11 protein-coding genes are annotated in these 10,588 nt (G+C 69.6%); 5 read left to right on the top strand and 6 right to left on the bottom strand.

Annotation, left to right across the window (positions count from 1 at the left end):
• The first annotated feature begins 333 nt into the window (after nucleotides 1–333).
• The gene (locus C3B61_RS16760) at nucleotides 334–537 is read left to right on the top strand and encodes a hypothetical protein (RefSeq protein WP_103461642.1); all 204 of its coding nucleotides are present in this window, start codon (nucleotides 334–336) and stop codon (nucleotides 535–537) included.
• Between the two features lie 3 nt (nucleotides 538–540).
• Here C3B61_RS16760 and C3B61_RS16755 read toward each other — a convergent pair whose 3' ends face one another.
• Nucleotides 541–1,278 (bottom strand): glucose 1-dehydrogenase, encoded by a 738-nt coding sequence (locus C3B61_RS16755; RefSeq protein WP_088456797.1) that lies wholly within the window; start codon nucleotides 1,276–1,278, stop codon nucleotides 541–543.
• A gap of 107 nt (nucleotides 1,279–1,385) precedes the next feature.
• Between C3B61_RS16755 and C3B61_RS16750 the strand changes: the two genes are divergently transcribed.
• From C3B61_RS16750 to C3B61_RS16740, 3 genes are read left to right on the top strand one after another with little or no spacing between them, the layout of a single operon-like run.
• Nucleotides 1,386–2,531, top strand: a complete 1,146-nt coding sequence (locus C3B61_RS16750; protein WP_103461641.1) for an exonuclease SbcCD subunit D — start codon at nucleotides 1,386–1,388, stop codon at nucleotides 2,529–2,531.
• Nucleotides 2,528–5,521: an AAA family ATPase gene (locus C3B61_RS16745; RefSeq protein ID WP_103461640.1), complete on the top strand. Its 2,994-nt coding sequence runs from the start codon at nucleotides 2,528–2,530 to the stop codon at nucleotides 5,519–5,521. Before C3B61_RS16750 ends, C3B61_RS16745 begins: the two co-directional genes overlap by 4 nt.
• 38 nt (nucleotides 5,522–5,559) lie before the next feature.
• Nucleotides 5,560–5,937: a DUF2834 domain-containing protein gene (locus tag C3B61_RS16740; protein ID WP_103461864.1), complete on the top strand. Its 378-nt coding sequence runs from the start codon at nucleotides 5,560–5,562 to the stop codon at nucleotides 5,935–5,937.
• A gap of 3 nt (nucleotides 5,938–5,940) precedes the next feature.
• On the opposite strand, the gene C3B61_RS16735 is transcribed toward C3B61_RS16740, so the two are convergent.
• From C3B61_RS16735 to C3B61_RS16715, 5 genes are read right to left on the bottom strand one after another with little or no spacing between them, the layout of a single operon-like run.
• A complete protein-coding gene (locus tag C3B61_RS16735; protein WP_103461639.1) occupies nucleotides 5,941–6,324 on the bottom strand; it encodes a hypothetical protein in 384 nt (127 codons plus the stop codon).
• A gap of 39 nt (nucleotides 6,325–6,363) precedes the next feature.
• Nucleotides 6,364–7,059 (bottom strand): Pr6Pr family membrane protein, encoded by a 696-nt coding sequence (locus tag C3B61_RS16730; RefSeq protein WP_133159786.1) that lies wholly within the window; start codon nucleotides 7,057–7,059, stop codon nucleotides 6,364–6,366.
• A gap of 40 nt (nucleotides 7,060–7,099) precedes the next feature.
• Nucleotides 7,100–7,906, bottom strand: coding sequence for an amino acid ABC transporter ATP-binding protein (locus C3B61_RS16725; RefSeq protein WP_088456792.1), 807 nt, complete (start codon nucleotides 7,904–7,906; stop codon nucleotides 7,100–7,102).
• A complete protein-coding gene (locus C3B61_RS16720) occupies nucleotides 7,893–8,561 on the bottom strand; it encodes an amino acid ABC transporter permease (RefSeq protein ID WP_088456791.1) in 669 nt (222 codons plus the stop codon). Before C3B61_RS16720 ends, C3B61_RS16725 begins: the two co-directional genes overlap by 14 nt.
• Nucleotides 8,558–9,391: an amino acid ABC transporter substrate-binding protein gene (locus C3B61_RS16715; RefSeq protein ID WP_370289880.1), complete on the bottom strand. Its 834-nt coding sequence runs from the start codon at nucleotides 9,389–9,391 to the stop codon at nucleotides 8,558–8,560. Before C3B61_RS16715 ends, C3B61_RS16720 begins: the two co-directional genes overlap by 4 nt.
• A 185-nt stretch (nucleotides 9,392–9,576) precedes the next feature.
• On the opposite strand from C3B61_RS16715, the gene C3B61_RS16710 reads away from it, so the two are divergent.
• Nucleotides 9,577–10,587, top strand: coding sequence for an ADP-ribosylglycohydrolase family protein (locus tag C3B61_RS16710; RefSeq protein ID WP_103461638.1), 1,011 nt, complete (start codon nucleotides 9,577–9,579; stop codon nucleotides 10,585–10,587).
• Nucleotide 10,588: the final 1 nt, after the last annotated feature.

Here is a 10,588-nt window from a genome sequence, read left to right as displayed (position 1 = left end):
TCGCGCAAAAGTTTGTATTCCTGACTTTAGACCCGTTTGTTTTTGCTTGTCAACACAAACACAGATAAACAAAGATCCCTGAATGCAAGCCGACAGTTCCCGGGGTGAGTTGCGGACTTCCCGCCTTCGCAGACGAAATGAAGGCGGGATGTCCGTGCCGTCCTCGACCGGCCGTTCTGGGGCATCGGCTCAGGCTCGCGCCGGACGACCTCGTCGAGCGCGGTGTACTGGTTCTCGGCTGCGTTGGAGTGCTATTCGGGTCGCAGGGGGTTGCAGCGCGCCAGAGCCGCACTCCCGCTCCTTCGCACGCGTTCGGAATCGCCGCGGGAATCGATGCTCCGGGTGATCATCGTGCTCGCCGGGCTTCCGGAACCCGAATGCAATGACAACGTGTTCGACGAGAACGGCCGGTTCCTGGCCAGGGGTGACCTGGTCTACCCCGAGTACACGCTGTTGCAGTTCACCGACGACGACCTGCTGGACCCGGCCGCCCTGGCGGCGCGGATCACGCGGCGGTTGCGGGCCCGGGGATGGTGAGACTTATTGGTAGTGCGACAGGCCGCTCAGCTCGCCGCCGTCGGTGAGGAACTCGGCTCCGGTGGAGAAGCTCGACTCGTCACTGGCCAGGAACAGCACCAGGTTCGCCACCTCGGTGGCCTGGCCGATGCGGTGCAGCGCCACGTGGTTCTGCGGCACATCGAGCCCGGCGGTCATCGGGGTGGCGATGGCGCCCGGATGCACCGAGTTGACCCGCACGTTGTACTTGCCGAGGTCCAGCGCGACGGACTTGGTGAGCCCGCGCACCCCGAACTTCGCCGCCACGTAGCCGGGGAGCGCCTCGTAGCCCTGCAGGCCGGCGGTCGAGGACACGTTGATGATCGAGCCCGCCTTCGACCGGATGATCATCGGCACCGCCGCCTTGATGCCGAGGAACACTCCGGTGAGGTTGACCGCGATGATGGTGTTCCAGGACTCCAGGGTGTACTCCTCGATGGGACCGAAGTTCACGATCCCGGCGTTGTTCACGAGCACGTCGAGCCCGCCGAAGTCGTCCACCGCGACGGCGACGGCGGCGTCCCAGTGCTGGGCGCGGGTCACGTCGAGGTGCACGTACCGGCAGGCCTCGCCCAGTTCGGCGACGAGGGCCTTGCCGTCCTCATCGAGCAGATCCCCGATAACCACTTGCGCGCCCTCCTCGACGAGGCGACGGGCCATCGCGGCACCGAGTCCCCGCGCTCCACCACTGATGAGTGCGACCTTGCCGCTGACACGTGCCATGGTGTTTCCTCCATTCGAGTCGACCCTCGACAAACGAGTTCGACGGGGAATGTACACGCGCGGGGCTCTGGCCAGTACTGTCGGTGGCCGACGGTAGCGTGAGTGATATGAAGATCCTGCACACGAGTGACTGGCACATCGGGCGCACCTTCCACACCCACTCGACCCTTGACCACTTGGCGCTCGTGCTCGACGCCCTCGTGGACATCGTGTGCGAACGCGGGGTCGACGTGGTCGCCGTGGCCGGTGACATCTTCGATTCGGCCACACCGTCCGCCGACAGTTACACCCTGCTCAGCGGCACCCTGGCGCGCCTGCACGCCACCGGCGCCCGGGTGGTGATGACCAGCGGCAACCACGACTCGGCCACCCGGCTCGGCTTCCAGTCGGAGTGGGCGGGGCTCGCCGGCATCCACGTGGTCACCGGGTTCGACCAGTACCGCACCCCGATCTCGATCGACGACGAACACGGCCCCGTGCACTTCTACGGCATCCCCTTCCTCGAACCCGCCCTGGTGCGCCACCACTACCCCGACGAGCTCCTCAAGACCCACGAACAGGTGCTGGGCCTGGCCATGCGGCAGGTGCGCGCCGACCTCGCCGACCGCGGCGGCCGCTCGGTGGTGCTCGCGCACTGCTTCGCAGCGGGAGTCGCCGCCAGCGATGTGGAGCGCGACATCAGCGCCGGCGGCCTGGACCTCGTTCCGGTGAACGTCTTCGACGGCCCCGACTACGTCGCGCTGGGCCACATCCACGGTCGCGCGCAGATCACCGACAGGGTGCGCTACTCGGGAGCCCCGCTGCACTACTCCTTCGCCGAGGCCGACAAGCCCCGCGGCGGCTGGCTCGTCGATCTCGATGCGAACGGACTGGCCGAGACCGAGTGGGTCGACCTGCCGATTCCCCGGCGCCTGCGGGTGGTCACGGGGGAGCTCGAGTCCCTTGCTCACGACGACGCCTTCACCTCGTTCGAGAACGACTGGATCGCCGCGGTGCTGACGGACCGGGTGCGGCCGCTGGACGGCATGCGCACCCTGCAAAAGCGCTTTCCGCACTGTGTGGCCCTCGAGCACCGCCCGACCATCACGCAGGCGACCGAGGAATCCACCTATTCCGACCGGGTCAAGCACAAGAGCGACCCCGAAATCGTGGCCGGCTTCCTGGAGTTCGTGCGCAACGGTGTGGGCCTGAGCGCCTTCGAGCGTGAGCTGGTCGCCGAGGTCCTGGGCGATACCACCGAGGCCACCGTATGAAGATCACCCGGCTGCGCATCGCCGGCTTCGGCCCGTACAAGACCGAGCAGGAGGTGGACTTCACCCGCTTCGACGCCGACGGAATCTTCCTGATCACCGGCAAGACCGGCGCGGGCAAGTCCAGCATCCTGGACGCCATCTGCTTCGCCCTGTACGGCTCGGTGCCCCGGTTCGACGGCAGCGAACTGCGGCTGCGCAGCGACCACTGCGACCCGGCCGACCCGAGCTTCGTCGAGCTCGAGTTCACCCTCAAGGGCGACACCTACAGGGTCTACCGCACCCCGCGCTTTGAGAAGGCCAAGAAGCGTGGCGTGGGCACCACCACGGCGCAGCCGGATGCGCGCCTCGAGCGGCTCAGCGCCGGCACCGACGGCACCGGCGACTGGGTGGGCATCGCCGCCCGCCCGGTGGATGTGGGCACCGAGCTCAGCCGGATCCTGCCGTTGAAGCAAGACCAGTTCCTGCAGGTGATCCTGCTGGCCCAGAACCGGTTCCAGCGCTTCCTGCTGGCCAAGACCGACGACAGACTCACCGTGCTCCGCACCCTGTTCGGCACCCTTCGGTTCCAGCAGCTGGAGACCGAGCTGCTCACCCGGCGCAAGGTGCTCGACGACGAGCTGACGCTGGTGCGGCATGAGATCGACGGGATCGTGGCCGCGACCCTGCGCCAGCTGTGGCGCGACGACGACGAAGACACCCGACCCGAGTCCCCGGCCGACCCTGACCTCGGCTGGTTCGACGCGGCGCTCGACACCCTCGATTGCCGGCTGGCGGCCGCGACCCGGCACGCCGAAACCGCCTCCGCGGCCCTGACAGCGGCCACCGCCGAGTACCAGGCCGCCGAGGACCGGCGCCGACGCCAGGACCGCCGGGATGCGGCGGCCCGCACGCTGACCGCTCTCGAGGAGCGCGGGGACGAGATGCTCGGCAGCCGGGAAGCCCTGCGCCTGGCCGAGCACGCCGCCAGGGTCTGGCCGCAGGTGCGCGCCCGCATCGATGCCGACGCCTCGGTCGGCACGGCCGAGGCCACAGCGACCGCCGCCCGGGCCGCCTGGAAGCGGCTTGTCGCCGACGACGACGACGCAGACTCAGCAGATGCCGCCGGCCTCAGCACCCTGATCGACGACAGGCTGCGCCAGCTCGGCAGCCTCGACGACCTGCTCGTCGAGGAACGCAGGCTGCCCGCCCTCGACGAGCAGATCACCGAACTCGAGCGCCGCACGGCCGCCCAGATCGAGGCGCTCGACGCCGCCAGGCTGCTGCTGCTCGCGCTGCCCGAGCGCATCGACGCGGCAACGGATGCCCTCGCCGCGGCGACCCTCGGCGCCGCCCGCGCCCCGGAGGCCGAAGCGACACTGGCCCGGGCCGAGGCTGCACTGGCCGCGGCCGACGACGTGCGCCGGCTGGAAACCGAACTGGTGGGGGTACACCGCGCCGAACGGGAGGCCGTGGCGGAGAACACCGCGGCCGCCCTGCACTATCAGCAGCTCGTGGACGCCCGGCTCGGCGGTTTTGCCGTTGAGCTCGCCGCCGGTCTCGTCGACGGCGAGCCCTGCGCGGTCTGCGGGGCCACCGAACACCCGGCGCCCATGACCGGCGACGCCGCACCCGTCACCGACGACGACCTCGACGACGCCCGCGACCTGATGAGTCGCCGTCAGGGGGCCGTCGACGCCGCCCGCACTCAGTCCCTGCACGTCGATACCCTGCTCACCACCGCCCGCACCCGCTCCGGCGACGATGATTCCGACACGCTCGATGCGGCACTCCGGCAGGCAGAGGATGCCCTCGCCGTGGCTGCCGACCACCGCGCCAGGCTGCCCGCCCTCGAGGCCGAGCTGGCCCGCCTGCGCGCCGACCAGGCCGAGGCCCAGGCCGCCCTGGCCCCGCTGCAGCTGGCGCGCGACGAAGCCACCGTGCACCTGGCGGAACGCCGGACCGAGCGCGACGGCATCGCCGGCCGCGTCCAGGCCCAGCGGGCCGGGTTCGACAGCGTCACCGAGCGGGCCGGCCGGCTGCACAGCGAGCTCGACGCCGCCCGCGCACTGGCCGACGCGCTGGCCACCTCCGCGTCGGCCCGGCGGGCGGTCGAGGCACGCACCGAGGCGCTGGCGGCGCAGCTGCACGAGGAGGGCTTCGCCGACGAGGCCGCCGCCGGACTCGCCCGGCTCAGCCCGGCCGAGATGCAGGCTGGTCAGGCCGCCATCCGCGCCTACGACGACGACCTCGCCGGCGCCCGCGGGGTGCTGGCCGAGGCCGACCTGGCCGGGCTGCCCGAGAACCCCATCGACCTCGACCCGACCCGGCTCGCCCTTCAGGCCGCCGGCGCCGCCCGCGACGACGCCCTGGCCCGCCGGGAATCGCTGCGTGAACGTGCCACCGCGCTCACCGCCCTGGTGGGGGATGCCCGGGCCCGGTTCGCCCTCGCCGCGGACCTGCTCACCACCCAGGCCCAGGTGCGTCAGCTCGCCGCCGTGGTGCACGGCGACGACCCGAACACCAAGCGCATGAAGCTGGAGACCTACGTGCTGGCCGCGCAGCTCGAGGAGATCATCGCCGCGGCGAACAACCGGCTGCGCACCATGACCGGCGGCCGGTACGCGCTCGAACACGACGACGCCCTGCAATACCGTGGCAGCCAGGCCGGACTCGGGCTGGCGATCCGGGACGAGCACACCGGCCGGGCGCGGGCGACTCACTCGCTGTCCGGCGGCGAGACCTTCCTCGCGTCGCTCGCCCTGGCACTCGGGCTCGCCGAGGTGGTCTCCAACCAGGCCGGCGGCATCGCGCTGGACACCCTCTTCGTGGACGAGGGATTCGGGTCGCTGGATGCCGAGACCCTCGAGACGGCCATGAGTACCCTCGACAGCCTGCGGGCCGGCGGCCGCACCATCGGCCTGATCAGCCACGTCGAGTCGATGAAGGAGCAGATCCCGGCGAAGCTCGCGATCAGGGTGACCGCGCAGGGCTACAGCGAAATAATCCCGTAGGCACGCCGCGATCGAGCGGATCGCGGCACACTGTGTTCATGAGCCGCACACCTTCCGAGCCCGCCGCGCAACCCGCCTCCTCGTCCGCCGCCGCGGGCTGGACGACCCTGACGTTCGTCTACCTGGCCCTGGCCATCGTGGGACTGATCGGCACCTGGACCTGGAACATCCAGGCGATCATGCAGGCCAGCGACTTCATCGGCGACTGGACCATGAGCGGACCGGCGGTGTCGTCGCTGACCACCGACCTGCTCGTGGCGGCGATCGCCGGCAGCGTCTTCATCATCGTGGAGGCCCGCCGGCTCGGCATGCGCGCAGGCTGGGCCTACGTCGTATTCGGGTTGGTCACGGCGTTCGCGTTCACGTTCCCGTTGTTCCTGGCCATGCGGCAGCGCCGGCTGGTGATGACGACCTGAGCTTCAGCTCACATCGCCGGCCGCGAGGCCGGCGTCGTCACCCGCGAACCGTTCCCGCAGGGCGTGGAAGTGCGACACGGTCAGTCCGTGCCGGAGTAGGTACGGTTCGGCACCGCCGAGAGCGTCGATGGTGGCCAGGGCAGCCCGCAGGGCGTCCGGCTGCGGCTCGGCGAGCAGCGCGGCGGCCACGGCCTCGTCGTGCGGCAGTCCCGCGGCGAGCAGGGTCAACGCGAGAACCAGGCCGGCCGGATGTTCACCGCCGGGGCCGTGCGCCACGAGCGGCCCGTCGCCCGCAGCGAGAACGGCCACGGCATCCGTCAGCTCACGGCCGCCATGGGCGACCAGGTCGGTGTAGTCCTGTACTCGCTGCGTGACGGGATTAGTCATGCTGCAGTCTCCGTCGCCGAGGTGAACGGCAGGTGACGCTCAGGCCAATCCCGGCTCCAGATCCGGCGAGGTGCGCCGACCCAGCCGGCTCAGCCCGATCGCGATGGCCGAGATGCCCGCGATGACGACGGCGATCACCAGGACGTAGAGGAACACCGACGGCCAGCCACCCGGCTCGTCGGGGTTGAGGAACGGGTAGGTCCACCAGTCGGTGAACGTGCCGCGCAACAACGCATAGGCCAGCCACACCAGCGGGTAGATCAGCGCGAACCAGATCCGCTTCCAGGCCAGCGCCGGGCGGCCCGGTGCCAGCAGCCAGTCGAGCAGGATCAGGGCCGGCGCCCACACGTGCAGGACCTCGTTGGGCCAGGTCAGCCCCTCGAAGGTGCCGTCGGCGGGCTGGTTGCGCAGCAAAAGGTTGTAGACCACCCCGGTGATCACGGCGTACGCGAGCGTCGACATCCGCACCCGCGCCAGCAGCTCGGGTTCGGCAGCCAGGCGCAGCGCGAGGACACCGCCGACGAAGAGCACCACCACGTTCATCAGGCTGGACTGAATCGTGAAGAAACCGAAGTACGCGGCAGGGTCGAACGCGTCGTTCAGGAGTTGGTCGGTGATCTGGGTCACGATAGCGGCCAGCACGAGCGCGGCCAGCAAGATGCGCAGCACCCCCACGGCGCGTCGGAAAGGGGTCGGGGAGTCGTCGAGCCCGGCGGGCACAGCAGCGGAATTCACCTGATCAGGTTAGTGCAGGGCCCAAAAATGCACGTGCAGATCAGAACGGGAACAGCAGCCGATGCAGGAACTGGCGGGTGCGCTCGTGCTGGGGGTTCCGCAGCATCTCCTTCGGATCGCCGTGCTCCACGATGGTGCCGCCGTCGACGAAAGCCACCTCGGTGGCCACCTCCCGGGCGAATTCGAGCTCGTGGGTGACGATCACCATCGTCCAGCCCTCTGCGGCGAGCTCCTTGATCAGGCGCAGCACGTCGCCGACAAGCTCGGGGTCCAGGGCGCTGGTCGGCTCGTCAAAGAGCAGCAGGGTAGGTCGGAGGGCCAGGGCCCGGACGATGCCCACCCGCTGCTGTTGCCCACCGGACAGTTCGAACGGGTAGCTGTCGCGCTTCTCACCGAGGCCGACCCTCTCCAGCAGCGCCAGGGCCTCGGTCTCTACCTCGGCTCGGGGGCGCCGCTGCACGACGACGGGTCCTTCCATCACATTTTCGAGCACGGTCTTGTGCGGAAAGAGGTTGTAGTGCTGAAAGACCATCGCCGAGCGGTCCCGCAATGTGCCGAGGGTCTTCTTCGGAACGCCGGCGCGGGATCCGTGGGCAGCGGCGAAGTCGATGGTCACGGGTGCGTGAGTCGCGTCATCCGCTCCGATGATCTCGATGGTGCCGCCGTCGGCGATCTCCAGGCCGTTCAGGCAGCGGAGCACGGTGGTCTTGCCCGAGCCTGACGGCCCGATCAGCGCGAGCACCTCGCCGCGCGCGACGGTGAGGTCGATGGATTTCAGGACCTGGTTGTCCCCGAAGCTCTTCTGCAGGCCTCGAACCGTGAGCAGCTTCTGGTCAGTGGGCGACATAGCGGTCCAATCGCTTTTCGAGCACGCCCTGGCCGCTGGAGAGCACCAGGCAGATGACCCAGTAGAGCAGGGCGGCCTCGAGGTACAGGGCCATGAACTGCTGGCTGAAGGCTGCCACCTGCTGGGCCTCGCGGAACAGCTCGGTGACCAGGATCAGCGAGGCCAGGGAGGTGTCCTTGACCAGGCTGATGAAGGTGTTGGAGAGCGGCGGCACCGACACCCGGGCCGCCTGCGGCAGGATGATGCGGGTGAGGGCACGCCGGTGCGACATGCCGATCATGTACGCGGCCTCCCACTGGCCCTTGGGCACCGAGAGGATGGCGGCGCGGATCACCTCGGCCGCGTAGCCGCCGACGTTGATCGAGAACGCGACGATGGCGCTGGGCCACGGGTCGATGACGATGCCCAGCGAGGGCAGGCCGTAGAAAATCACGAACAACTGCACCAGCAGCGGGGTGCCACGCACGATGGAGATGTAGACCTGTGCGATCGAGGACAGCCACCGGCGCTTCGACAGGCGCATCAACGCCAGGCCCAGGGCCAGCACGAGTCCGATCGCGAATGACGCCAGGGCCAACGGGATCGTTCCGGTGATGGCACCGTGGATCAGGGGCCACAGCGAATCAAGCAGGAGTTGCCAGGTGGACTCGCTCACTGCGAGACGTCAGCTCCGAAGTAGGTGTCGGAAATGGCGGCCAGGGTACCGTCCTCGCTGAGCGTGGCGAGGGCATCCGACACGGCCTCGGCCAGAGCGGTGCCCTCGGGGGCGAAGGCGAAGGCACTCTCGGAGCGCTCCTCGGTTTCCGCGGCGATCTTCAGGCCCGCGGCGCCGGTCTGCTTCTTGTAGTCGAGGTAGGTCAGCTTGTCGTTGACGGTGGCGTCGACGCGGCCCTGCTCGACGAGGGCGACGGACTGGGCCCAGCCCTCAACGGACTGCACGGTGGCGCCGCTCTCGGTGGCCAGCGTGTACCAGTTGCTGGTGAGCGACTGGGCGGTGGTCTTGCCGGCCAGGTCGGCGAACGACGCGATGGAGGTGTTGTCCTCCGGTACCACGATGACGCCGGTGGAGTAGGTGTACGGGGTGGAGAACGTGTAAGCCTCCACGCGCTCCGGGGTGATCGACACCTGGTTGGCGATGGTGTCGAAACGGCCGGCTTCGAGGCCGGCGAAGATCGCGTCCCACTGGGTCTCTTCGAATTCGGCCTCAACGCCCAGCTGGTCGGCGACGGCGCGGGCCACCTCGACGTCATAGCCGGTGAGCTCGCCGGAACCGTCGGCGTGGTACGAGAACGGCCGGTAGGTGCCCTCGGTGCCGATGGTCAGGGTGCCGGATTCGAGGACCGAACTCAGCGACTCGTCGGTGCCGGCCGCGGCGCCGTCGCTGCCGGAATCACCGGCGGAGGCGCTGCACCCGGTCAGGGCCACCGCGGCGGCAATGGTGAGGACGGTGGCGGAGACGAGGTGGCGCTTCATGTATGTGTTCATCCAATGTGCTGATCAAGATGCGGGCGTTACGTACCAGGTTAACAAGCCCGGCCCGGTTCTGAATATTCCGATGACGCCGGATGACGATGTGACGACTCCCGTGCCCCCCCCCCGTTCGAGAACCTGTCGGCTCCGGGGCTTTCGGCATATGCTGCCGCCGTCGCACTCAACCCGAAGGAGTACGCATGAAATTGTCGTCGGCTCAGCACGATCGTTCGGCCGCTGTTTTACTCGGCATGGCCTGTGGGGATGCCCTGGGTGCCGGATACGCCTACGCGGGTCCGCTGCCGCCCACCGCGGTGGTGGGGATGCGCGGCGGAGCCGGCACGACCTGGGCCCGAGGGGAGTGGACCGACTACACGGCCCTGGCCGTCCCGGTGGCGCGCGCCGTGGCCGACGGACTCGATCTGCGCCAGGAGTCCACTCTCGACCTCATCACCGCGGAGTGGGTGGACTGGGCCGACACCGCGCCGTACGCCGGCAACCAGCTCGACGCCGCGTTGTCCGGACCGGACCGGACGGCCGCCGCCGTCCGGGCCGCCGCCCGCGCTCGGCACGACAGAGTGGGCCGAAGCGCCGGCAACGGTTGCCTGCTCCGCACCGCCCCGGTGGCCTTGGCGTTCCTGCACGATCCCGACGGCCTGGCCGACGCCGCACGCCGGCTGAGCGAGCTCACCCACTGCGAGACCGACGCCGGGGACGCCTGCGTGCTCTGGGGGCTGGCCATCCGCCACACCGTCCTGACCGGAGAACTCGACCTGCGGGTGGGTCTGGGCACCCTGTCGCCGGGCCGGCGTGAACTCTGGTCGGCGCGCATCAACCACGCCGAACGCCGCCAGCCCCGCGATTTCACGCGCAACGGCTGGGTCGTGCAGGCGGTGCAGGGTGCCTGGTCGGCCATCGTGCACACCCGTGACGAGCCCGGCGCGACAGCGGATGCCGGCCAGTACCGTCTGGGCATCGAGGCGGCCGTGCGCGGCGGCGGCAACACCGACGCTGTGGCCGGCATAGCCGGTGCGCTGCTCGCCGCCCAGTGGGGCCTGGCCGCGGTGCCCAGCGAATGGCGCCGACTGGTGCAGGGCTGGCCCGGCCTGCGCGGAGCCGACCTGGTGCGTCTGTCGGTGCTCGCCGCGCACAGCCAGGACACCAACGAGGCCGGCGAGCGGGAGAGTTTTCGGCTCCACGCCGTGAAGTAGC

Origin of the sequence: Cryobacterium zongtaii (assembly GCF_002909375.1) — a bacterium.
Lineage (GTDB): Bacteria > Actinomycetota > Actinomycetes > Actinomycetales > Microbacteriaceae > Cryobacterium > Cryobacterium zongtaii.
This window is presented reverse-complemented; position numbering and strand designations above follow the sequence as displayed.